A 25,227-nucleotide genomic window follows, 5' to 3' on the forward strand; every position below is an offset into this window, starting at 1 on the left:
CCTTACAAAAATAAAAGCAAAAAATGCTACAAAGTGTCACAAAAATCGTCTATTAAGCATGGCACAATGCGAGGAAAGGTCAGTTAAATAGGAGGATACCTATGCTGCGTTATCAATATCATTGTGCATGTTGCGATCAGGCGGTGACAGCCGAGGCACATACTTGTCCAAACTGTGGCTCACATCAAATCAAAAGCCCATTTGGATTTTGGATGTTTTGTATTTTAACCTGTTTAGCGCTTGCGATTGCACTGAAGTTGGTACATGTTTATTTACAGCATGACCAGCCTGTGCTGCCAGAACAGAAAAGTTTGTTTGAAGTTTTGACCTTTGAGCATAATAAAACTCCACATTCATAAAAAAAGCCCGCAATTGCGGGCTTTTTAATGGAGAAATTACAGACCCGCAGCAGCGCGTAACGCTTCAGCTTTGTCAGTTTTTTCCCATGTGAATGCACTATCAGAACCTTCGCGGCCAAAGTGACCATAAGATGCTGTTTGTTGATACATCGGTTGAATTAAATCTAGCATACGGGTGATACCGTATGGACGTAAGTCAAAGTGTTCACGTACCAAAGCAATAATCAAATCTTCAGATACTTTAGCGGTATTGAAGGTATTGATTGAAATTGAAGTTGGTTCAGCCACACCAATGGCATAAGACACTTGAATTTCGCATTTGTCAGCTAAGCCTGCAGCAACAATATTTTTTGCCACATAACGACCCGCATATGCCGCAGAACGGTCAACTTTTGATGGATCTTTACCAGAGAATGCACCACCACCGTGACGTGCCATGCCACCGTAAGTATCTACAATGATTTTACGACCAGTTAAACCACAGTCACCGACAGGGCCGCCAATCACGAACATACCTGTTGGGTTAATATGGAATTTAGTACCCGCATGGAACATCTCTGCAGGAATCACTTTCTTCACGATTTCTTCAATGACCGCTTCTTTAAGTTGCGCTTGGCTAATAGAAGGATCATGTTGAGTTGATAATACCACTGCATCTAAACGTACAGGCTTGCCATTTTCGTAAGCAAAAGTGACCTGACTTTTCGCATCTGGACGTAACCAAGATAATTTACCTTGTTTGCGTAATTCAGCTTGTTTTTCCATTAAGCGATGCGCATAAGAAATAGGCGCAGGCATTAACACATCTGTTTCACGGCTGGCATAACCAAACATTAAGCCTTGGTCACCGGCACCTTGATCTTCAGGTTTTTGACGATCTACACCTTGTGCGATTTCTGGTGATTGTTTACCAATCATGTTAATCACAGCACAAGTTGAACCATCAAAACCAAGATCAGAATGATGGTAACCAATACCGTTTACCGTGTTACGTACGATGGCTTCAAAGTCGACGTTGGCAGTGGTTGTGATTTCACCGGCAAGTACAACGGCACCCGTTTTTACCAGTGTTTCACAAGCAACACGTGCGTATGGATCTTCTTTTAAGATGGCATCCAAAATGGCATCACTGATTTGGTCAGCCATTTTATCTGGATGGCCTTCGCTTACAGATTCCGAGGTAAATACAGCGTACTCGCGCATAGTCCTATCACAGTTAAATTAAAAGACGCGATATGTTACATCGACTTAGACTTTTGGACTAGTTCTAGAATGTGAAAATGCCTGAATTTATTTCAATTTCACCCGCTTTTATCTGATATCTTCATTTAAAAAACTGATAAGTGGGACTAAAAGTTAAAGTTTTTCGCTAAATTGCCCCGAACCAAGAATTTGGCTCAACTATAGCATTTTACTCAAAAAATAATCATAAGATGTAATTTGTTGCGATGTTTGGAAGAAAAGTTTAGCAAAATTAAACAGATGATTTGAATGTCAAATCCTATGTTTTGATTTTTAGGCTTAGCATTTTTTTCATTTTAGTGATGAGGGGTAGCAGCAGATGCTTTGTATTTCACCTTCTGGTATTCAACATGAATAAAATTCAGCATAGTGGGGTTTTTGGAGTGAAAAATAATCAATAAAAGTCGGCTTTGTTCAGTTGAGGTTTAAGCTTTAGGTTAAAAATTGTCAGTTACGCCTTGGAAAACGGCAATTTGCAACCATAATGACTTTTAATCAGTGTAATAAATCTTGAAAACTCGAGGCTAAGGCTTTACCCCTTGGCATTTTTTTAAGACAATATACCGCAGTTTTGAATTTTGATTCATGTTCTTTTTAACAGATAATTTGGACTCTGACCTATGACGACCCCACTGAATGAACGTCGTATTGCCAACGCAATTCGTGTATTAGCAATGGATGCTGTGCAAAAAGCAAACTCAGGCCATCCAGGTGCGCCAATGGGGATGGCAGATATCGCTGACGTGGTTTGGCGTGAATTTTTAAGCCACAACCCAAGCAACCCAAATTGGGCGAACCGCGACCGTTTTGTATTGTCAAATGGTCATGGTTCTATGCTGCAATACGCATTACTTCATTTAACGGGCTACGATCTTTCTATTGAAGATTTAAAAGCATTCCGTCAATTGCATTCTAAGACCCCAGGTCACCCAGAATTGGGCTATGCACCGGGGATTGAAACAACCACAGGTCCACTTGGTCAAGGTATTGCCAACGCTGTTGGTTTTGCTTTAGCTGAAAAAACCTTAGCAGCGCAGTTCAACAAAGAAGATATTAGCGTTGTTGATCACTTTACTTACTGCTTCCTAGGCGATGGTTGCTTAATGGAAGGTGTTTCGCATGAAGCATGTTCATTGGCAGGTACTTTAGGTCTGGGTAAATTAATTGCTTACTACGATGACAACGGCATTTCAATTGATGGTGAAGTGGAAGGCTGGTTCTCTGACGATACAGAGCAACGCTTCCAAGCTTACGGTTGGCAAGTGCTTAAAGTTGACGGTCATGATAGCGACGCTTTACGTGCGGCAACTTTAGAAGCTAAAGCTGAAACTAAAAAACCAACCATCATTATCTGTAAAACGATTATTGGTCTAGGTTCACCAAACAAACAAGGTAAAGAAGATTGCCACGGTGCACCGCTTGGTAATGACGAAATCGTGTTAACACGTGAAGCGTTAGGTTGGACTGAAGGTCCATTCGAAATTCCTGCTGATGTGTATGCAGCATGGGATGCTAAAGAAAAAGGCGCGTCTGCTGAAGCAGCTTGGAATGACGTATTTGCGCAATACGAAGCGAAATACCCAACTGAAGCAGCTGATCTTAAACGTCGTTTGTCTGGCGAATTACCAAGCGATTTCGTGGCAAAAGCAGATGCATATATCGCTGAAGTGAATGCAAAAGCGGAAACCATTGCTACACGTAAAGCAAGCCAAAATGCGATTCAAGCATTTGCACCAATGCTGTCTGAAATCTTAGGTGGTTCTGCTGACTTAGCAGGTTCTAACCTTACACTTTGGAAAGGTGCGCAAGGCGTTCAAGACAATGCTGCAGGTAACTACGTACATTATGGCGTACGTGAATTTGGTATGACTGCAATTGCCAACGGTGTAGCACTTCATGGTGGTTTTATTCCTTACGTTGCAACGTTCCTTATGTTCATGGAATATGCACGTAATGCAGTACGTATGTCTGCATTGATGAAACAACGTGTAATCCATGTTTACACGCATGACTCAATCGGTCTTGGTGAAGATGGTCCGACACATCAACCAATCGAACAAATCGCATCTTTACGTGGTACACCAAACCTCAACACTTGGCGTCCATGTGACACGGTTGAAGCAGCGATTTCTTGGAAATCTGCTTTAACGCGTGCTGAGGGCCCAACAGCGTTGATCTTCTCTCGTCAAAACTTAGCCTTCCAAACCCGTACAGAAGCACAAATTGCAGATGTGGCGAAAGGTGGTTATGTATTGGCTGAAGAAAAAGGTGAACTCAAAGCCATCATTATTGCAACAGGTTCAGAAGTGGCATTGGCAATGGAAGCATATGCACAGCTTGAAGGTGTACGTGTGGTGTCTATGCCATGTGCTGAAGAATTCGTGAAGCAAGATGCGGCTTACCGTGAAGCGGTGCTTCCATCTCATATTCGTGCGCGTGTTGCTGTAGAAGCGGCTCACGTAGATTACTGGTGGAAATTTGTCGGTCTAGATGGTCGTGTGATTGGTATGACGACTTACGGCGAATCTGCACCAGCTAAAGATTTGTTCCAACACTTTGGTATTACTACTGAAGCGGTTGTTGCAGCGGTCAAAGAAATCACGGCTTAATCAGCTCAGTGTTAAAAAACGCCTCAGATGAGGCGTTTTTTTATGTCAGCTGAAAACTAAAGCTGAGCGCTTTTTATGCTGAAATAAAGGGTATAAAATTGATCGCGTAAGCACGATTTTGCTCTAAAAAAGAAGCCTTCATGCTTGCCTTAGCAGGCTTTAAGTGATTTTTTTGATAGTTAAATGAGCGAAGCAATTCCTTATTTTGTCTGTAATCATATAGATGTAAAATTGCAGTGGCAGTTTTTCTAGATCCGTTTATAGTATTGCCAGTTTCATGAAGTATTCATTGAACAGGGTGTATAGACACCGAAGTGAGGAAAATATGAGCTTGTATGAACAAATTAATGATGAAATTGTTCTCATGGATGCCGGTGAGCAGAAGTGGATTGGTCAAGATTTAGCGCTTGAGGCGATGGTAGCAGTTGAACTGTTGTTGCAAGAGTTGGAAAGTGATCAGGTGATTAAAATTCGTCGTAAAAACCGTGAAAAACACACGGGTTTAAAGCAGATCGACCGAATCTTGGTAGAAAAGTTATAAAAAAAGCCCTCAATTGAGGGCTTTTTTTTATTGGTCATTAAATTGTATGGGCAGACACTTTAAAATTTTTGCTGGAATCTGCGTGTTGTTGGATCTCCCATTCACCTGATACTCGAAAAGAGGCCGCAGAGGCATAAGTATCTTCCATAAACTGGAAATAGGTGATGAGGCCATCTTGAACTGTCGCTTTAATTGAAAAAGGCGAGCTAAAGGTGATGTTGGCGTGTACTGAAGTATAGGTAAATTGACCAAATACGGCGACCGTTTCACCTTCAGATAAAATATCTGTAATTTGAAAATCATCAATATGCCAGTAGGTACCGACATTGGAAAAAGTCGATACATATACTGCACGGCCTGTTGATGTGCCAGTCCATGGTTCGATTTGTTTCAACTCTGGGTTATTAAAATTCAATGAGCTGTAAATGGCATCTTGGGCCACCAGCTGTGCTGCAGCATTTGTGACTAAATCTGGGCTAGTGTTGTATAAAAAGGCCAGCACGACATCTTTAGCTGCTTTGGTTTGCAGTGCTTTTTCTATGGCTTGTTGTGGTGTGCTCATGTTGATTCCTGTTGGATAAACAATCACCAATAGATTAACGCGTTTGCACAAGAAGAAAAGAGCTGATTTTGGGCTTTAAAATCCCAAATATAAGACAAAGCTTAGCTTAATGTTTGTGTATCGTGGCTTGGTGTTTTCAAAAGCACATAGAAGCTGTTTTGCACACGGCTAAAGACAATGAAAAATAAAGTAATTACAAAATTACCGTTCTATGTGTGCAACAAACTGTTCTATCTTTAGTGATGTAAAAATTACGCATTGCTTTACATTATAAATCATTCAAATGAGGGATAAATTATGCAATTTAAAACATTGGCATTGGGCTTAGTCGTTGCATCTTTAGGCAGTGTGGCGCTTGCTAAACCAGTCACTTACACTATTGACCCAACGCATACTGCAACTGTATTCCAATGGGATCATTTTGGTTTTTCAACACCATCAGGTAACTTTAGTAATATTCAAGGTCAGATTGTGGTGGATAATAATAAGCCAGCCAATTCCTCGGTGAATGTACGTATTCCGTTATCAAGCATCAATACCAACGTCAAAGCATTGGATGAGCATTTACAAGGCGCTGATTTTTTTGATGCTGCTAAATATCCACACATCACGTTTAAAAGTACAAAAGTTCAAGCACTAAGTAAAAATAAGTACAAAATCACCGGTGATTTAACCATTAAAAATGTCACCAAGCCGGTGGTATTGGACGCTGTACTGAACAAGCAAGGTGAACATGGTATGTTAAAAGTACCTGCGATTGGTTTTAATGCCACTACTTCATTTAAGCGTTCAGATTTTGGTGTAGGCGCATATGTGCCGAATGTCGGCGATAAAATTACTGTAAATATCACCACAGAAGCCACTGTTCCCGCTCAGAAATAAACAGTTTAGAGTTTAAAAATCAGCACCTTCGGGTGCTTTTTTTATGCCTTTTGTTTTATGATCAAAATGTAATACCAATAAAAGCAAACCGATCATAAGAATAATGGAGCATCTATGCCAAAAAAAAGCCACTTAGCGCTGTGCTGTAGTGCAGTGCTATTGTTAAGCGCGTGTAATGACGATGATCAGCCGCGCAGTACCTTAAAAGTTGATCCCAACCCCTTAAGTTGTCAGAGTAAAAATGCAGATGGACAAAATGTCATTGTGGGTTCAGATGTGGTGGGTGACCCAGCAGCGCCTGAAGCGGCTTCAGGCTATCGGGCGGGTTTAACAGCCAAAACAGCAGATACATATATGGTGGTGGCCAATACACCTCTGGCGACCAAGGCAGGATGTGAGATTTTACGTGCTGGTGGCTCCGCCGTAGACGCAGCCATTGCGGTACAAGCAGTCTTAGGCTTGGTTGAGCCGCAATCGAGTACCATCGCAGGTAGTACCTTTATGCTGTATTTTGATGCCAACACTCAAATGGTCAGTGCTTATGATGGCCGTGAAACAGCACCAGCCTTAGCCACACCTTATTATTTAAGCCGCCAAGATCAAACCGATGCCAATTCGCCTGCTCCTGTACCGAGTGCAAGACGCAGTGGTCGTTCGATTGGTGTACCTGGCACCATGCGGATGTTTGAATTGGCGCATCAAGAACATGGCAAATTGCCGTGGAAAAACTTATATATTGAGGCCATTGATTTAGCAGAAGACGGCTTTAAAATTCCGGGACGTTTGGCGGCTGCAATTCAAAGCAATGCCCATAATTTGGCTTTAGATGGCAATGCCATGCGGACTTTTTTCCATCCAGATGGCAGCCCACGCGCTGTGGGAGAGCGCATGACCAATCCCGAATATGCTCAGACTCTTGAAGCTATTGCCGCGCAAGGGGCTAATGCACTGCATCAAGGACCCATCGCGGCACGTTTGGTGGCTAAAGCCCAGCAAAGCGTAGGTGATGATGCTGCACAAACTCCAATCACTCCAAGTTTAATGAGCCTGAATGATTTAGCCGATTATAAAGCCATGAAGCGTGAAGCGGTGTGTAGTGATTATCGTGGTTATACCGTCTGTGGTATGCCGCCACCTTCATCAGGTGGTATTGCGGTGGCGCAAACCTTAGGGATTTTAAGTCATTATAATTTAAGTCAATATCTACCTAGTGCCAGCAATGGCGATGGGGGAATTCCACATCCACAAGCGGTACACCTTATCAGTGAAGCTGAGCGTTTGGCATATGCTGACCGCGACCGCTACGTGGCAGACACTGACTTTATACCATTGCCTGCACAAGGCCTAGCCAGCTTATTAGATACCAATTATTTACGCAGCCGTAGTTTGCATATTGACTTAGATTATTCAATGGGCAGCGCTCCAGCAGGGGATTTTGGCCTGCAGCAAGGCGTGATGGCAACAGCTGAACATGGCACCACGCAATTTACCATTGTGGATGCTTACGGGAACGTCGCTTCAGTCACGTCTACGGTTGAAGGTAGTATGGGCTCTTATCATATGGTAGATGGCTTTTTACTCAGTAACCAACTCACTGATTTTGCCGCGCATCCAATTGATAATGCTGGCCAATGGATTGCCAATCGGGTAGAAGGCAATAAACGACCACGCAGTACCATGACCCCGATGCTGGTGTTTAAAGATAATCAGTTTTACTTAGCGACAGGTTCACCGGGGGGTGCCGCAATTATTCAATATGTAGTCAAAAGCTTGGTGGCGGATTTAGATTGGCAGCTCAATCCACAGCAAGCTGCTAACTTAGTTAACTTTGGTGCCAACAATTCGGCCACTACCAATATTGATGGTTCTAATACGCAATTGGATTTAACGGCGTTGGTCGCTGCACTACAAGCCAAAGGGCATCGCATCAATCAAGGTGCACAAACCAGCGGCATTGCGACCATTCGTCGTGAGGCCAATGGTCGCTATAGCGGTGGGGTTGATCCACGCCGTGAAGGTTTAGTGCTAGGCAATGGTGTGCTGTAAGATTTAATCCGTGCTTAATTGTTGTAAAAACTGTAATAGCACCTGCTGAGATGCGTTTTCAAGTTGCAGCGAAAATTTGTGGTTATCAGCCCGTAAAGACCCAATATTGATTTTGGCTTGGCGTAACTCACAGGTGTGCCCAATTAACCATTTTTCTAAACTATCACTGGCGACTTCAGCATGAAATTGTAGAGCTAAAATGTTTTGACCATAAGCAAAGGCTTGATGTGGATATACGTCAGAACTGGCTAAGAGTGTGGCACCTGCGGGTAAATCAAAGGTGTCACCATGCCAATGTAATACTTCGCTGTTGCTGAGTGCAGCAAGTGGATTATTGGCAACGGCTGCAAGAGTGAGTTTGGACCAACCAATTTCTTTTTGTGGCCCTGCATAGACTTTGGCACCTAAGGCATGTGCAATCAGCTGTGCGCCTAAACAAATGCCTAGAGTGGGTAAACCTGCAGCCAAACGTTGTGCTAAAAGCTCAATTTCTTGCTGTAAAAAAGGATAATCATCGCTATCATAAACCCCAATGGGTCCGCCTAAAATGATGGTTAAGCCTGTATGTTGTAGCGCACGGCTTAAATCTTCGACACCCGCTTCAACATAACGTACCCGTAAACCCAAGCTATAAAGGACATCTTCCCATGCGCCTAAATCTTCAAAGGCAAGATGTTGAATCACATATACAGTATCTGGAAAATCGGCAGCAAACATAAAGGGTCCTTGGCACAAAGCGAATTTATCACTATAAAATAAAAGTTTGTATGGCGTGAAGCTTTAGAAAAAAATTACTCATTATATTGGGTTAAATGTGAGCCTATGCCTCTCATTGTCTTTTAGACAGCCAGCTGATTTAGCTTTAAGTCGAACAAAACTTAAGTTCGGGTATTTAAAATGTAAATTTCAGCTTGGACTTTTGGCTTTGTCAGGCACAATAATACGTATATTGATTTAATTTTGTTAAACTCCAACTCTATTACCTTTGACGCTGACATTATGAAAAAAAAGATTGTGTTAGATGGTTTGCGATCTGTGGCACGTATGGGCGAAACGGCTGTGATTGCAGCCAAAGCCGGGATTAAATATGCCAAAGACCGACCAAGTAATGCCAAATTAATGCGGGAAACCTTTGAAGATTTAGGTTCCACCTATATTAAATTGGGACAGTTTATTGCCAGTACGCCGTCCTTATTTCCACGCGAATATGTCGAAGAATTTCAGGGCTGCTTAGACCAAACGCCAACCTTACCCTTTGATTATATTTTAGGGGTGCTTGAAGAGGAGTTTGCTGGGCGGCGTCTAGACGAAATTTTTGCCACAATTGACGAAATACCATTGGCTTCAGCGTCCATTGCCCAAGTGCATGCAGCACGTTTAGTCAGCGGCGAAGATGTGGTGATTAAAGTACAAAAACCGGGTGTAGATACCATTTTACATACCGACTTAAACGTCTTACATTTGGCGACTAAACTGCTGGAAAAAGCGGTGCCTAAAGTGAAATTCGCTTCACTGGCCGATATTGTCGAAGAAATCAAAGTACGTATGGTACGCGAAGTTGATTTTATTGAAGAAGCGCAAAACCTAGATGACTTTGTTAACTACTTAAATGTTACCCAAAATCAAAAGGCCACAGCACCCAAAGTCTATCATCAGTATTCTACCCGCCGTGTGCTAACCATGCAGCGTCTATACGGTGTACCGCTGACGGATTTTGAGGTGGTCAAAAGCGTGAGTGATGATCCATCGCAAGTGTTGATTACTGCCATGAATACTTGGTTTGGTAGTTTAATGCTGTGTAAGAGTTTCCATGCCGACCTGCATGCTGGCAATTTAATGCTGCTTGAAGATGGTCGCGTTGGCTTTATTGACTTTGGGATTGTCGGTCAGCTCAATCCTGAAGTATGGACTGCATCAATGGCCTTTATGGATGCTTTACAAAACACCGACTATCAACTGATGGCAGAAAATATGCTCAAAATGGGCATGACTGCACATCAAATTGATACCCAAGTTTTAGCCCAAGACTTAGAGCGCTTATTTGGTGGGGTGATGTTGACGGACCCACAGCAAGTCCTGAATAGCAACCCTGCTGACTTAAACGATATTATGTTGGATATGGTGGCAGTCGGTGAGCGTCATGGCATCCGTTTCCCGCGTGATTTTGCTCTCTTATTCAAGCAAATGTTGTATTTTGATCGTTTTATGCGTGTCTTGGCACCTTATACCGATATTTATGCCGATCAACGTTTGCAAATGGTACAAACGCTCGATCCCAATGTATTACTCAAACAATAAGCTGCAAAAACAAGGCCTCACATGAGGTCTTTTTTTAAGCTCACCTGTCAATAGCCTAAGTTTTATATTAGGGTCTGACTGGATTTCAAGCTAAACTAGGTGCTTTACTAGCTGACATCAAATAGGCAACATCATGGATGCAATTGTAATTGAAGGCTTAAAAGTCGAAACTGTTGTGGGCTGTTTTAACTGGGAACGTCAAATTCAGCAACCTTTAATGCTGGATTTAGAGATTGCCACCTGTTTAGCCCAAGCCGGTGAGTCAGATGACTTGGTGGATACCTTAAATTATGCCGAAATCTGTGACATTGCTACGCAAGTGATTGTAAATGCTGCACCAAAACTCATTGAACATGCTGCAAAATTGGTCATTGATGCGCTTTTTACTACCTATCCAAGCATTGAATCGATTAAAATCACGATTCGTAAGCCTGCCATTATCGCGCAAGCCCATTCAGTAGGGATTCGTCTTGAACGCCACCGACACGATATTCGCCCTCGCACTGGCGAGTAATCATCAACCTGAACAGCATTTTCGTCGTGTGTATCACCAGCTGCAGCAGCTTGGTTCACTTCATTGTTCAAGTATTTTTCTAATTCCATGTCGTGACGGGGTTGGTACTGATTATTGGAATGCGGCTTGTCTACTAACCAGTACTGTGGCTGTGACAGATTTGAACCAACAACTCAAAGCCATGGAGCTGGCTTCAGGTCGGGTACGTCCTTCGCATAAAATTAGTTTAGATATTGATTTAATTGCATGGGGTAATCATTTAGAGCAGATGCAATTTAATCCTAAAAAATTGCCGCTGGCTTTAGATGTAAAAATTCCGCTGCAACAGCTATGGTCACATCCTGCATTTTGGCATGCAGCGCATCCTTATCCGCAGGTGGCTTTTGATTTAAGCCAGCTCTAAGCATTAAAAAAGCCCGCTGTAGGCGGGCTTTTGCTTAAATATAATAACTGGTTTTGGTCATGAGTTTAGAAATCGCAGTCATGCTGATGCGCACCGGCAAAGGTAAAGCCACGCCACCGGCTTCAAGGGCTGTATCACGATGTTGTAATTCATCAATATTCATTTGCTGTAAAATTTTAAATGAACGTTGATCCTGACTTGGCAACTCACGAATATGCTGTTCTAGGTGCAAACTCACTTGGCGCTCGGTTTCTGCCACAAAACCTAAGCTATAACGGTCGCCAGCTAAACCTGCCAAGGCTCCCATACCAAAAGATAAACTATACCAGACAGGATTGAGTAAACTGGTATGACTATCGAGTTCTTTTAAGCGCTCTTCACACCATGCCAAATGATCTTGTTCTTCTGCTGCGGCCTGTTGCATCTCTAAACGTACACTTGGTAGTTTGGCAGTGAGTGCTTGACCATGATACAAGGCTTGGGCACAGACTTCACCACTATGATTCACCCGCATTAAACCTGCAACATGGCGTGCCTCAGTGACGGCTAGGGGTGCTTGGGTATCTTGTGCAGGATTACGACGCTGTGCAGAGGTGGCCCCAGGAACTAAGCTACGCAAGGCTTGGTCAAACGAATGAATAAGTTTGTCAACGCCGCTATAGTGACGCATAAATTAATCCTCCAAGGTGGGTGCTGTGTGGGTCAATAAGCGCTTTAAACGTTTAAGTAGGCACAGACTAAAAATCGCGCTTAAGATTGCGGTGATGCAAAACAAAATTTGCATATCAATTTTAAGGATACTCAAGATAATAATCGAAAAAACTGCCGAAGACACCATAAATACGGCATTTAAGATGTTATTTGCCGCCACCACACGGGCCCGATGTGAGCGCGGTGAATAGGCCTGCATCATGGCATAGAGCGGTACAATATAAAAACCACCACTGATCCCCAATAACGTCACACTGAGCATGACATGGTAATAGCTGGCGCCATGAGTAAATAAATCCATGACACCTAAACGTGCGCCTGTCACTTCAGGTACAGCAGTCAAGCTGGCGGCTAAATAAAAAGCAAACACGGTTAAACCAATCGCACCCAAAGGCACCATTTTAATATTCACTTCAGTGCCACCAATTTTTCGGCACAACAACGAACCTAGTCCAATCCCGACCGAGAAAAAAGTCAGCAGTAGGCTGACGACATTTTCCGAACCATGTAGATTCTCTTGAGTCAATTGTGGGATTTGGGTGAGATAGGTCGCGCCATAAAACCAATACCAAGAGTTACCCAATAAAATGGTAAAAATAAGCGGTAAACTTTTAGCATAGCGTAGGGTGTCTACACTGGTTCGAAAAAAGTTCCAATTGACTTGCAAATCAGGCGCAGAGATCTTTTGCTTTAAAATAAAACGACTACTTAAATAGCCTAAGCAGGCAATGATGATGACGGTGATACTAATCCAAACTAAGTTCCCAGCTGAGCTGGCAATCACCGCACCGCCTAAGATCATACCCACCAAAATGGCAATCGAGGTACCAGATTGAAACAGCGCATTGCCTGACATCAATTCATCTGACTTTAATACTTCTGGCAAAATGGCATATTTAATTGGCCCAAAGAAGCTTGAATGGGTACCCATTAAAAATAATGCCAACAGCAGTAGCCATAAATTGCCCAATAAAAAGCCGGCACTACCAAGTAGCATAATCACAATTTCAAGCAGCTTTAAATAACGGACCAACTGTGCCCGTTCGTATTTGTCGGCCATTTGGCCTGCGGTCGCAGAAAAAATAAAATACGGCAAAATAAATAGTAGGGCAGCCAAGTTATTTAAGGTGCTAATCGCTGCGCTTTGCTGTTGAATCAAACCATAGGTAATGACCAACAATAACGCCTGTTTATAGACATTATCATTTAAAGCCCCAAAGAACTGGGTTAGAAACATCGGCAGGAAACGCCGATCACGAAGTAAAGAAGGACGGTTTGACATAGATCAGGGTGAAATCCTGTGTATTCAGTGAAGAAATGTGAGCGTGATGTTTATCTAAAAGCAAAATCATGTATGATATTTTTTTCTTGATTTAATGAAAAATCCATAACATGCGTTGTGTGTGCCAGCGTATAGGCTGATTTTTCCATGATAAATAATTAAACTTTGAGTTGTATATGCGTGCCAGAATTCAATTTAAGAAGTCAGTCCTTAGCCTTAGTCTGTCTGCATTATCATCGCGCTCACTTTTTTGTGGCATGCTGATGCTACCTTATAGCACGTACGCTGATGTAGCTACCTTAAGCAATGCTACGTCACAACTCAAGTCCGAAAACGTAGATCTAATTGCCTTACCCCAAGTTCATGTCCCTGATGTTGAGCACGCGATTCCATCCAATCCAACCCAAACTCATCTTCCAAATGCATTAAGTTTTGAAGATTTAGAGGCGCTGCCGATTGAGCCGATTGACCCGAATTTAGTGGGTGAGATTTACCAAGTGGCTGAACAAGCCAAACAAGAGGCACTTGCGTATCGCGCTGGAGAAAGCCAAGAATTTATTATCACAGAGGCAACCCAACAAGAAATTGCAGAAATTAATCAAGCACCAGTCAATGTAGATCGCTTAATGCAAAGCATTCAAGCTGATCGTGATATTGTCGTGCAAGCCAATGCGACGGGCGCGCATATTGGCGACGTGAGTGCATTAGAGAGTTTAGAACCTGAAGATATGCAGCAACCCGGTTTCTTTAAGCGTTTGTTGTATAAAGTACGTCCGCCACGTGAATTTGCCACAGCAAAAGTGCCGCGTATTAGTGCTGATGTAAAGATTATCGCACAGCAGCCTCCACAAGGCTTAACCTCACAAGCCTATAGCCAAGCTTTAGAAAACCTAGAAACCAATATCGAAGCTAAACTGTCGAGTTTTACCCAAGAATCCTTTGCTGATTTTGCCTCAGCTTTGCCGCAGTTACGTACGCTTGCCAACCAAGCTGCGCAAGCGGTGGGTTTTTATCAAGCCGATTTTCGTTTTGATCGTATTGATAACAGTAAGGTTAGAGTGCAAGTTACGCCCAATGCGCCTGTGTTAGTCAATAGTCAAAATATCGAATTTAGTGGTGCAGGTGCGCAGCAATCACAATTTAGGGTAATCGGTGTATTACCCGATTTGGAAGAAGGTGACATCTTTCATCATGGCAAATATGAAAATACCAAAGAACGCATCACGACTGCTGCCAGCAATAATGGTTATTTCGATGCCTATTGGCGGTTACATGATGTGAAAGTCGCACAGCCACAAGATACCGCTGATATTCACTTACGTTATGAAACTGGTGAGCGTTATCAACTGGCCAAACCTGTATTTCAGATGAGTGATCCAAGTAAAGAGTTTCCTCTAGATCTTGATGTATTAGAGAGTATGGTACTGTGGCAAGATGGCGATGATTATGCCTTCTGGCGTATCAATAACTTGGCAACCAACTTAACCAACTCACGTTATTTTAACTACACCTTAGTCGACGCGATTATTCCTGATCCGCTAGAACAACAGTTGGAACTAGCGCCTGACTTACAAGCTTTGGTTGATGCAGAAAATCTTGCTGTAGCGCCGCTCAATCCTGACCTTCCAAAACAGCTGGCTTCTACTGAAGAGGTGACGCAAAGTGTGGTTGATGAAAATCAATTTGCCGGAACTAGCGCGGGTGTAGATCAAGCGAATTTAGCTCGCTTACGCAGCCAGCAACAAACTCAACAAGTTGAAAAAGAGCGTTTACGTGAACAAGCACGTGCAGAGCAAAAAATCCCAGTATTGGTGACGTTAAATGCCGATCAACTCAACACCATTGAAGCTGGTGTCGGTTATGGTACCGATACCGGGGCGCGTTTTCGTGGTCAATATCGCCGTGCCATTGTCAATAAACGTGGGCATGCCTTTGATGCCAACTTAGAATTGTCAGAAATCCGTCAATCTATTGATGGTCGTTATAGTATTCCGTATCACCATCCATTAAATGACTATATTAGCTTGGTGGGCGGCTATGAGCGTGAAGAGCGCAATGATGTTGCAACCCAAGGTAGTTTAATCATTGAATCGGCGGTACTCGGTGCCGATCGTATTATTAAAAATCCACGCGGCAGTTGGCAACATACCTTTGGGACACGTTATCGTTTAGATCGTTTAACCGAAAAAGGCATTGTAGGCGAAGATACTAGCAAAGATACATGGGCACAATTTTTATCACGTCCTGAACAAGAGTCGTTGCTGTTTGGGTATGAAGCGTCTAAAACTATATCTGATCGCCGTGTCAATCCGAGCAAAGGCTTCAAACAAACCTATAAAGCAGAAGTGGGCAGTGAAAGCTTACTCACCGACACCGATATTGCCATTTTAAATGCCACATGGCATGGCTTGTATTCATGGGGTAATAACGACAACCATCAATTTGTTGGGCGTGCCCAAGCCGGTTATATTTTTGTCGATGAATTTAAGGACATCCCCTATAACCTGCGTTATTTTACCGGTGGTGACCAAAGTATTCGTGGTTTTGACTATAAGAGTTTATCGCCTGTAGAGGGTGGATATAAGGTGGGTGGTCAGGCCTTGGGGATTGGTTCAATCGAATATAATTATCAGTTTAAAGACGGTTGGCGTGCGGCTGTATTTAGTGATTTTGGTAATGCCTACGACAAAGACTTTAGCAACGACACAGAATACGGCGTGGGCGTAGGGGTACGTTGGGCCTCGCCAATTGGTCCAATTCGTATTGATGTCGCTTCGGGGATTTCAGATGATGGGCACCCAATTCGAATCCATTTCTTTATTGGCTCTGCATTATAACGGCTTAGGTACCTAAAAAACATTATGCCAGACTTAGAACCAGCGGCGCAGGTGACGCCAAAGCAGCGTAATACTGTACGTAATATCATCGTTTCGATTTTATTGATTTTTTTACTGTTGGCAGCAGCACTTGTGGTGATGTTTTCCACCAATGCCGGTAGTAAGTTCTTATTGGATCGGGTGTTAGAGCGACAACAGATTATCAGCTACCAATACGAAGGTGGTAATTTGTGGCGCGGTCTGATTTTGCGTCAAGTTTGGGTCAATCTGGCCAGTGTTGATGTTAAAATTGATCGTGCCGATGTGAATTTGGGTTGGCGTGCCATTTTAAATAAAGAAATTCATTTAAGCCGTGCCGATGTGCGTAATCTGCAAATCATCAGTAAAAAACCGCCGAGTGATGAGCCGTTTAAGTTTAGCGACATTCGTTTGCCTTTTGTACTGCGGCTTGACCATGCCGATTTAGATCATTTATTGATTCAAACTGCAGGCGGTAGCAAAGTTAATTTTTATGATGCGGTGTTAAATGATGCGGTGTGGAGTGATACCAAACTCGAATTTAAAGACACCAGTGTCAGTATGGGCTATCTCTTGGTGAAGAATGCCACAGGGAGTATGGATTTTCAGGGCACTTACCCGATTGATGCCATTGCCGATGTTAATTTACCCGCTTTAAATGATAGCTTAAATATTCATGACATTAAGGTGGTTGCCAAAGGCTCGCTCGACAGTATTCAAGCTGGTGTGGCGACACGCAATCCAGATTTGCTCACTGGCTGGATTGTGGTGCATCCGGTACGTCAAGATGTGCCCATGTATGGTGCGCTCAAATTTAAAAACTACCATTTTCCATTTTTAACTGAGCAAAAACTTTTTGCTGAAGACGGTTTAGCCAAATTTAACGGCAATGCACACGGCTTTGATATTAATCTGAATACCGATTTAAGCGGTACTGACATTCCAAAAGGGCAATACAGCGCCCTTATGCATACCGATTTTGTCAATCAAATTGATATTCATAATTTAAATGGTCAAGTCATGCAAGGCGCACTTAATTTAGGTGGTGTGGTCAGTTGGAAAGATCAAGTCACTTGGGATTTAAGCGGTCGTATGGATAAACTGAATCCCGAAGATCCTGTGATTCCACAGTTTATTCGGGATTTCTTACCCCCGAGTTTGGATGGTCAAATCGCCTCCAAAGGTAGCTTAGACAAGGGTCTACATTTAACTGCCGATGTGGATTTTGATCGTTATGAAAAATGGCATGTACAGCTCGATCAAAAACCTGAGCAGCCGAAAAAACCTAATCCAATGCAGCTTAATATAGCATGGCGTGAGATTGATCGCGCAGTGCCATATATCGGTTGGCTGGCCAGTGAACAAGGTCAGGCCAAGGTGACTTTATTAGAGGGTCAACAAAATATTGAGCTGGGCACCCAAGTTAAACATAATGATAATGGCTTTTTGCCAACGGGTGATTATCAAGCGCAGCTCAATTTTAAAAACAACATTTTAACGGTGCCAAATTTTAATTATCAAGCAGGCAGCAGTCGTTTAAGTGGCAAGGCCGTGGTGGATTTGCCCGATGAAACACGTCAGCTCAAGTGGCGTGCAGACCTCAACGCAGAAGATTTTAATCCCCAGACCTTGGCCAGCGCTGCACCTGTAGATCGTTTAAATGGTCAGGTGCGCGCACAAGGCTACGCCTTACCCAATCAGCATATTATTCAACTCAATCAAATCAATTTATTGGGGCATTTAACTGCACAAAATGAAACGGTACGTTTAACTGGGCAAAGCACAGCGGCATTAATCTTCCATGATGAAAAAGCCGGTGGTGGCTTTAAAGGCTATGCAGTCAATTATGAAGGTGATTTGGATGCGAGTCACTTGGCTGTGTCCAAAGGCGGGCTAAAATTTAAAGTTTCAGGCACCCCTGAATTTTTAAATATCAAAGAATTTAAGCATGATGGTATTGCGGGCAATATTTTAGCCAATGGTCAGGTGAATTTAGCCAACACTTTAAGCTGGAATATCAATGCCAGTTTAAATCATTTTAAACCGCAGTATTTTGTCGCAAGTTTAAAAGGCGATGTGTCAGGTCGTTTAAACACCCAAGGTACATGGACAGAGCAAGTCAAAAAGATTCAAGTACAAAACTTAAATCTGGCCGGTCAGCTGAATTCCAAGCCCTTACGTGGGCAGGGCAATTTATCTATTTTACTCAAGAATGACCAAAGTGGCTTGCTACCGAGTCAATTTGAAGCCAATAATTTTTATCTGGCCTACGCCAATAACCAAGTTCAGGCCACAGGCAATGCACAAAACTTAAGTTTAAGTATTGATGCACCGGCTTTATATGAATTATATCCAGGTTTGCGTGGTCGTATTTATGGCAAATTAAATGTGCAGGCCCAACCTCGTCTTAAAGCCACTGCCAATTTGGCTGTTGATGGTTTTGCCTTTAATGATGCCATCAGCATTCAAAAAATGCGGTTGCAAGGTGAATTACCAACCTCAACGACCACCCCAACGTCTTTAACTGCTAGCCTACAGGGTTTACGTGCTGGTGGTCGTGAAATCCAAACTGGCCAAATTAACTTAAGCGGTAAATACAATGCACATGTATTAAAAGTTCAAGCCAAAAATCGTTTGAGTACTTTTTATGTGCAATTGGCTGGTGGTTTTAAGCAAAATAATGATTGGTTGGGCCAAATTCAACAAGGGGATTTTAACTCCTACCGCACTCGGTTAATACAACGTCAATCCGCAGCAGTGATCTATAACAATGCCCGACAAGAGCTATTGGTTGGGGCACATTGTTGGATGAGTCAACAAAGTCAATTGTGTGTTGATCAACCGCTCATCGTCAGCCCAAGCAAAGGTAATGTCTCTTTAAGCACACAAAACGTGGATTTAAATGACTTTGCGGCCTTTATGCCAGAAGGGTTAAGCATTACAGGTAAAGTCAATGGTTATGCTAAAGCGGCTTGGGCACAAGGGCAAAAACCCAAACTAGATGCCCGTTTAGTCACGCGTAACGGTACCATTGGTTTAGATGCCGAAGATCCTCAATATCAAGCCTCTAAAATTGGCTACGAACAAGTGGCTGTGGTGGCAAAAAGTGTGGCGGAAGGCTTACAGCTACGTTTAGATGTCAAAACGCAAGACATTGGTACCGGTTATGCTAATGTGGTGATTGATCCCTATAGCGCACGTAAAAGCATGCGTGGTGAAGTGGCTTTTGATAAAGTCGATTTAAAAATCGTAAAACCGTTTATACAAGATGTACGTTCTATTGGCGGGACCTTATCTTTTGCAGGTAAAGTACAAGGTGCTTTAACCGATCCTGAATTTAACGGTGAGCTACGTTTAAAAGATGGCGCAATTAGTATGATCTCATTGCCAATCAACTTAAATAATATTCAGTTGTATTCATCGATTCGTCAAAACCAAGCCAGTATCAATGGTGCCTTTAACAGTGGCCGAGGTGTGGGGCATCTGACCGGTGGTGTCGATTGGCGCGACGAGCCGCGCATTCATCTTAAACTCAAAGGTGATGATCTGTTGATTCGTCAGGCACCGTTAATTACCGCGGTGATTGATCCTGAAATTAATTTAGAAGTACTGCCAAGCCGTCGCCGTGTCAGCTTAAATGGTGAGGTACAGGTGCCACGGGCACTGATCTCTATGCCTGAAGCGTCAGCACCCGTGGTGAATGTCTCCTCCGATGTACGCATTGTGCGTGAGGGACAAAATCAACTGGCCATTTTACGTGCGGCAAAACCTTGGGATATTCGTGCCGATGTGATGGTGCAACTCGGAAATCAAGTGATTTTCCAAGGCTTTGATAGTCGTATACCGTTAATTGGTCGTGTGTATTTATCACAGCGCGGCTTAGAAACCGCGATGCGTGCCAATGGTGCGATTGGTGTTTCGAAACGGGTAAAAATTGAAGCCTATGGGCAAAGTTTAGATTTAAACCGCGCCATCGCGCGTTTTAATGGGCCACTGGCCAATCCGAGTTTGGATATTGATGCCAATAAATTGGTACAAGGCAGTACGGTGGGTGTGCGTGTGACCGGTACAGGTTCTAGCCCGAATATTCAAGTGTATAATGATGCAGGCTTATCTGAGCAAGAAGCGTTAAATGCCTTAATCACGGGGCGTATTAATGATGGTAGCAGTGGTATTAGCCAAACTGAAGGTTTTAGATCTGATGTAAACAATACCATTGCCGCAGCAGGCATTAGTATGGGGCTAGGCGGTACACGTGCCTTAACCAATCAAATTGGACGTACCTTTGGTTTAAGCGGTTTGGCACTTGATGCACAAGGTACCGGCGATGATACGCAAGTATCAGTGACAGGCTATATTACTCCTGATTTGTTTATTCGTTATGGTGTAGGCGTATTCACGCCAGTCAATAAATTGACTTTACGTTATCAAATGAATCAACGGGTGTATTTAGAAGCCAGCCAAGCCTTAGAGCGCGCAGTGGATGTGTTCTATCACTGGAAATTTTAAAAAACAGCCCTCATTTGAGGGCTTTTTTTCATGTAGGCTTTACAGCATTTGTAGTTCGATTATCATAGCCAGCAATAGGAGAGATGTAATGAAAAAGTTATTCGCTTTCACTGCGCTGGTTGTATTGGCTGGCTGTGCGGAAAAAGCCCCACTTGCACCTGAGCAACAATGGCAAGGCTATTGCAAAAGCGTGGGTAATGCAGCACGTACCATTTTGTTGGATCGTCAAAATGCAATTGAAAAGCAAGCAGCCATTGATCATGCTGAAAAGTTAGAAGATCCAACCACCAAGAAATTTATCTTAGAAATTATTGAAGAGGTTTATCAGTTACCTTCAGAGCAGATCAATGATCAGCCGGATGTACAGCGTGAAAAAATTCGTGCGCAAGTGACAGAGCGTTGTCAAAACACACCATTTGATGAAATCCCTGAATATAAACCGTTCTAAGGAACGGTTTTTTTATGGCTTGATATTAATCCAAAGCCAATTTATGGCCAGCACATGCTGCTTAACATAAACTTTGCAACAATTCTGTGTTCGCATAAAAACAGAAAAGCATATATAAAAATAGAATAATGAAAACAATAAGGAGAGGCATCATGGAAGTGGTGGGTTATTTACATAATGATGACTTTTTACTTGAAGACGATCAAAGTGTCATGGTCATTGGTGGTGGCGGCTATGTATTAAGCTGTGGTGATCGAGTGATTTTGCGCGATTGCGTCAATGAGCACCAAAACCGCTACTTGGTGAGTATTTGTTTTGCCAATTGTCAGTCAGATTTACTGCATGAAGATGAAATTACCTTGAAATTTGTCGGTGATCGGGCGAATTTTCAGCACTATATAAAAGCAAGTACTGTACACTAAGGTGGAATGGATTTTTTTGAACAAAAAAGACAACATAGCGTTGTCTTTTTTATGGCTATCTTTCAAGCAAAGTGCTCAAGGAAAGTACACTGTGTTGCTTTAAACAGCATAAATTGCTCATCAACTAAACGATCTTGCCATCATTTAGATATAAAATAATGAGCATCACAAACAAATACTTTACTTGCATTAACTTTTAACTCGAATTTTAGTAAAATTTTGCTGTCCATATTGTTTACGAAGCTTTATAGAAGCAGGAAATCGTAAATAATTTTTTAAAAAAGAGGAATAACACCGTGCTAGAAGCTTACCGCCAACACGTTGCAGAACGTGCCGCACTCGGAGTCCCACCGAAGCCACTTGATGACGCTCAAACAGCTGCATTAGTTGAATTATTAAAGAATCCACCAGCAGGTGAAGAAGCATTCTTAGTTGACTTGCTTGAAAACCGTGTACCAGCGGGTGTTGACCAAGCTGCTTATGTAAAAGCTGCTTTCTTAGCTGCTTTGGCAAAAGGTGAAACAACTTCTCCATTAGTGTCTAAAGAACGCGCGGTTTACTTACTAGGCACTATGCTTGGTGGTTATAACGTAGCGCCTTTAGTTGAATTACTAGAAGATGCAGCGTTAGGTGCTTTAGCAGCTGAAGCGTTGAAGAAAACTCTTCTTGTATTTGATGCGTTCCACGATGTTGCTGATAAAGCAAAAGCGGGTAACGACAATGCAAAAGCAGTTTTACAATCTTGGGCTGATGCTGAATGGTTCACAAGCCGTCCAGACGTTCCAACTGAAATCAAGTTAACTGTTTTCAAAGTAACTGGCGAAACCAACACTGATGACTTGTCACCTGCACAAGACGCGTGGAGCCGTCCAGACATTCCGTTACACGCGAATGCAATGCTTAAAAACGAACGTGATGGTATCAACCCTGAAAAACCAGGTGAAGTTGGTCCATTAAGCCAAATCAAAGAATTGATCGCGAAAGGCAACCAAGTTGCTTACGTAGGTGACGTTGTAGGTACAGGCTCAAGCCGTAAATCTGCAACTAACTCTGTACTTTGGTTCTTCGGTCAAGACCTTCCACACATTCCAAACAAGAAAGATGGCGGCTACTGCTTAGGTTCTAAGATTGCACCAATTTTCTTTAACACGATGGAAGATGCGGGCGCGTTACCAATTGAGATCGACGTTCAAAACATGAACATGGGCGACGAAATCGTTCTTAACATCGATCACGCAGCGGCAAAAGTAACTGCATCTAAGAACGGCGAGCAAATTGCTGAAGCTGAACTTAAGACTCCAGTACTTCTTGACGAAGTTCGTGCCGGTGGCCGTATCAACTTAATCGTTGGTCGTGGCTTAACCACTAAAGCGCGCGAAGCTTTAGGTTTACCTGCATCTACATTGTTCCGTACGCCTGTACAACCTGCTGCAACAGGCAAAGGCTTTACCCTTGCTCAGAAGATGGTTGGCCGTGCATGTGGTCTTCCTGAAGGTCAAGGTGTACTTCCTGGTACATACTGCGAACCTAAGATGACAACTGTTGGTTCTCAAGATACAACAGGTCCAATGACTCGTGACGAACTTAAAGATTTAGCATGCCTAGGTTTCTCTGCTGACCTTGTTATGCAATCTTTCTGTCACACAGCTGCGTATCCAAAACCAGTTGACGTAACTACTCACCACACACTTCCTGATTTCATCATGAACCGTGGCGGTGTTTCTCTACGTCCAGGTGACGGTATTATCCACTCTTGGTTAAACCGTATGCTTCTTCCAGATACAGTAGGTACTGGTGGTGACTCGCATACTCGTTTCCCAATTGGTATTTCTTTCCCAGCGGGTTCTGGTCTTGTAGCATTCGCTGCTGCAACTGGTGTTATGCCACTGGATATGCCTGAGTCTGTACTTGTTAAGTTCAAAGGTAAGATGCAACCTGGTATCACACTACGTGACCTCGTACATGCAATCCCTTACGTTGCGATCCAACAAGGTGACTTAACTGTAGAGAAAAAAGGTAAGAAGAACATCTTCTCTGGTCGTATCTTAGAGATCGACTTAACAGAAATGGAAACTGACCTTACTGTTGAGCAAGCATTCGAATTATCTGATGCTTCTGCTGAACGTTCTGCTGCAGGCTGTGCGATCACGCTTTCTGAAGAGAAAGTTGCTGAATACCTTCGTTCAAACATCACTATGCTTAAGTGGATGATTTCTGAAGGTTATGGCGATGCTCGTACTATGGCGCGCCGTGTTGAAAACATGGAAAAATGGTTAGCGAACCCATCACTTCTTAAAGCTGATGCTGACGCTGAATACACCAAAGTGTATGAAATTGACCTAGCAACTATTACTGAGCCAGTTCTTTGCTGTCCAAACGATCCAGATGACGCGAAATTGTTATCTGACGTTCAAGGCGTGAAAATTGACGAAGTATTCGTTGGCTCATGTATGACGAACATCGGTCACTTCCGTGCAGCTGGTAAGTTACTAGACAAAGTTCCTGGTGGTTCTTTATCTACTCGTCTTTGGTTAGCGCCTCCTACTCGTATGGACGAGCGTCAATTAATGGACGAAGGTTTCTACAACATCTATGGTAAAGCTGGCGCGCGTACTGAAATGCCAGGTTGTTCATTATGTATGGGTAACCAAGCACGTGTTGCGCCTAACACAACTTGTGTATCTACATCTACGCGTAACTTCCCTAACCGTTTAGGTCAAGGTGCGAACGTTTACTTAGCTTCTGCTGAGCTTGCGTCTGTTGCTGCTGTATTAGGTAAATTACCTTCTCCAGAAGAATACCAACAATATGCAGCTCAAATTGACAGCATGTCAGCTGACATCTATCAATACTTAAGCTTCGACAAAATGGAAGCGTATACTGACGCGTCTAAAGACGTTGATACTAAGAAAATTGCTGCTGCTCAATTATCTTAATAAGCTAGGATAAGGAAAAGCCGAAAGGCTTTTCCCTAGCACAAGAGAAAATCTATGATTTTCTTGAGCAAAAAGTAGTTTAAAATAAGGGTCGAGAAATCGGCCCTTATTTTTCCTAATAAATCAAATAATTATCTTGAGTAGATTTTTTTGAGCAAGTAAGATGTCTTAGATCAATTGTTGCTATTATATTTATGAAAACATTATTTTGGCTAGGCATACTCATAATAGTTAGTTTTATAAGCTATTCAGCTATTGCCATCATATTATTTTCTCATGCAAAGATTAGCTTTTATGAGCAAGTACCTTATATTATTAATATAGGATATATTGGGAGTTTTGTCTCAGGTGCTACTAGTTTTTTATCATTAATGCTAACTATTAGACCTCTTGCGAAAGTGGTTATTGCAAGTTTATTCGGTTTACCAGTGCAGCAATTAAGTTAATGCGTAAACCGAATCTTTTCCGTCTATTTCGATAACGTTCACTTAATATTCTAAATGTTTTCAATTGACTATTGATGTGTTCGATCACAACTCGTATTTTTCCAATCAGTTTATTGTACTTTTTCTCAACACTAAATAACGGGAAATTCTTCTTTTTCTTTA

General features: G+C 42.6%; 20 protein-coding genes. 14 read left to right on the top strand and 6 right to left on the bottom strand.

Features of this window, described 5'->3' with window-relative positions; translation table 11 throughout:
* Positions 1-101: 101 nt before the first annotated feature.
* Positions 102-359, top strand: a complete 258-nt coding sequence (locus AC5YCD_RS02335) for a hypothetical protein (RefSeq protein WP_496128503.1) — start codon at positions 102-104, stop codon at positions 357-359.
* A 36-nt stretch (positions 360-395) separates the two neighbouring features.
* On the opposite strand, the gene metK is transcribed toward AC5YCD_RS02335, so the two are convergent.
* Positions 396-1,562, bottom strand: coding sequence for a methionine adenosyltransferase (gene metK / locus AC5YCD_RS02340; protein ID WP_496128504.1), 1,167 nt, complete (start codon positions 1,560-1,562; stop codon positions 396-398).
* A 659-nt stretch (positions 1,563-2,221) separates the two neighbouring features.
* Here metK and tkt point away from each other — a divergent pair.
* A complete protein-coding gene (gene tkt / locus AC5YCD_RS02345; protein WP_496128505.1) occupies positions 2,222-4,210 on the top strand; it encodes a transketolase in 1,989 nt (662 codons plus the stop codon).
* 325 nt (positions 4,211-4,535) lie between these two features.
* Positions 4,536-4,751, top strand: coding sequence for a hypothetical protein (locus AC5YCD_RS02350; protein WP_496128506.1), 216 nt, complete (start codon positions 4,536-4,538; stop codon positions 4,749-4,751).
* Between the two features lie 37 nt (positions 4,752-4,788).
* Here the strand turns inward: AC5YCD_RS02350 and AC5YCD_RS02355 are convergent, their stop codons facing one another.
* Complete coding sequence (locus AC5YCD_RS02355) at positions 4,789-5,313, bottom strand: nuclear transport factor 2 family protein (RefSeq protein ID WP_496128507.1); 525 nt, start codon at positions 5,311-5,313, stop codon at positions 4,789-4,791.
* A 297-nt stretch (positions 5,314-5,610) separates the two neighbouring features.
* On the opposite strand from AC5YCD_RS02355, the gene AC5YCD_RS02360 reads away from it, so the two are divergent.
* Both AC5YCD_RS02360 and AC5YCD_RS02365 read left to right on the top strand, forming a co-directional pair.
* On the top strand, positions 5,611-6,195 hold the full coding sequence (locus AC5YCD_RS02360; protein ID WP_496128508.1) for a YceI family protein: 585 nt from the start codon (positions 5,611-5,613) through the stop codon (positions 6,193-6,195).
* Positions 6,196-6,309: 114 nt separating this feature from the next.
* A complete protein-coding gene (locus AC5YCD_RS02365) occupies positions 6,310-8,241 on the top strand; it encodes a gamma-glutamyltransferase family protein (protein ID WP_496128509.1) in 1,932 nt (643 codons plus the stop codon).
* Between the two features lie 3 nt (positions 8,242-8,244).
* On the opposite strand, the gene AC5YCD_RS02370 is transcribed toward AC5YCD_RS02365, so the two are convergent.
* Complete coding sequence (locus AC5YCD_RS02370) at positions 8,245-8,958, bottom strand: glutamine amidotransferase (RefSeq protein ID WP_496128510.1); 714 nt, start codon at positions 8,956-8,958, stop codon at positions 8,245-8,247.
* 282 nt (positions 8,959-9,240) lie between these two features.
* Here AC5YCD_RS02370 and AC5YCD_RS02375 point away from each other — a divergent pair, with 282 nt between their 5' ends.
* The 3 genes from AC5YCD_RS02375 (at position 9,241) to AC5YCD_RS02385 (ending at position 11,456) form a co-directional block, all read left to right on the top strand.
* Entirely contained in the window at positions 9,241-10,539 is a 1,299-nt protein-coding gene (locus AC5YCD_RS02375) for an ABC1 kinase family protein (protein WP_496128511.1), read from the top strand.
* Positions 10,540-10,672: 133 nt separating this feature from the next.
* Positions 10,673-11,053, top strand: coding sequence for a dihydroneopterin aldolase (gene folB / locus AC5YCD_RS02380; protein WP_496128512.1), 381 nt, complete (start codon positions 10,673-10,675; stop codon positions 11,051-11,053).
* Positions 11,010-11,456, top strand: coding sequence for a 2-amino-4-hydroxy-6-hydroxymethyldihydropteridine diphosphokinase (locus tag AC5YCD_RS02385; protein WP_496128513.1), 447 nt, complete (start codon positions 11,010-11,012; stop codon positions 11,454-11,456). Before folB ends, AC5YCD_RS02385 begins: the two co-directional genes overlap by 44 nt.
* A gap of 34 nt (positions 11,457-11,490) precedes the next feature.
* On the opposite strand, the gene coq7 is transcribed toward AC5YCD_RS02385, so the two are convergent.
* Together coq7 and AC5YCD_RS02395 are read right to left on the bottom strand one after the other, a co-directional pair.
* A complete protein-coding gene (gene coq7, locus AC5YCD_RS02390) occupies positions 11,491-12,126 on the bottom strand; it encodes a 2-polyprenyl-3-methyl-6-methoxy-1,4-benzoquinone monooxygenase (RefSeq protein ID WP_496128514.1) in 636 nt (211 codons plus the stop codon).
* Positions 12,127-12,129: 3 nt separating this feature from the next.
* Positions 12,130-13,449 carry an MFS transporter gene (locus tag AC5YCD_RS02395; RefSeq protein ID WP_496128515.1) on the bottom strand — a complete coding sequence of 440 codons (1,320 nt, stop codon included), beginning with the start codon at positions 13,447-13,449 and terminating at the stop codon, positions 12,130-12,132.
* A 176-nt stretch (positions 13,450-13,625) separates the two neighbouring features.
* Here AC5YCD_RS02395 and AC5YCD_RS02400 point away from each other — a divergent pair, with 176 nt between their 5' ends.
* The 6 genes from AC5YCD_RS02400 to AC5YCD_RS02425 all read left to right on the top strand — a co-directional run bounded on the left by AC5YCD_RS02400 (position 13,626) and on the right by AC5YCD_RS02425 (position 25,065).
* Positions 13,626-16,286, top strand: a complete 2,661-nt coding sequence (locus AC5YCD_RS02400) for an autotransporter assembly complex protein TamA (protein WP_496128516.1) — start codon at positions 13,626-13,628, stop codon at positions 16,284-16,286.
* 24 nt (positions 16,287-16,310) lie between these two features.
* Positions 16,311-20,813: a translocation/assembly module TamB domain-containing protein gene (locus tag AC5YCD_RS02405; RefSeq protein ID WP_496128517.1), complete on the top strand. Its 4,503-nt coding sequence runs from the start codon at positions 16,311-16,313 to the stop codon at positions 20,811-20,813.
* 88 nt (positions 20,814-20,901) lie between these two features.
* Positions 20,902-21,261: a hypothetical protein gene (locus AC5YCD_RS02410; protein ID WP_496128518.1), complete on the top strand. Its 360-nt coding sequence runs from the start codon at positions 20,902-20,904 to the stop codon at positions 21,259-21,261.
* Between the two features lie 152 nt (positions 21,262-21,413).
* Positions 21,414-21,683 carry a hypothetical protein gene (locus AC5YCD_RS02415; protein ID WP_496128519.1) on the top strand — a complete coding sequence of 90 codons (270 nt, stop codon included), beginning with the start codon at positions 21,414-21,416 and terminating at the stop codon, positions 21,681-21,683.
* A 296-nt stretch (positions 21,684-21,979) separates the two neighbouring features.
* Positions 21,980-24,619, top strand: coding sequence for a bifunctional aconitate hydratase 2/2-methylisocitrate dehydratase (locus tag AC5YCD_RS02420; RefSeq protein ID WP_496128520.1), 2,640 nt, complete (start codon positions 21,980-21,982; stop codon positions 24,617-24,619).
* 194 nt (positions 24,620-24,813) lie between these two features.
* Positions 24,814-25,065, top strand: a complete 252-nt coding sequence (locus AC5YCD_RS02425; protein ID WP_496128538.1) for a hypothetical protein — start codon at positions 24,814-24,816, stop codon at positions 25,063-25,065.
* Here AC5YCD_RS02425 and AC5YCD_RS02430 read toward each other — a convergent pair.
* On the bottom strand, positions 25,022-25,227 hold a 206-nt coding region (locus AC5YCD_RS02430), incomplete at its 5' end, for a transposase family protein (RefSeq protein WP_496128521.1). The genes AC5YCD_RS02425 and AC5YCD_RS02430 overlap by 44 nt on opposite strands.

Source organism: Acinetobacter sp. CY05 (assembly GCF_059515805.1).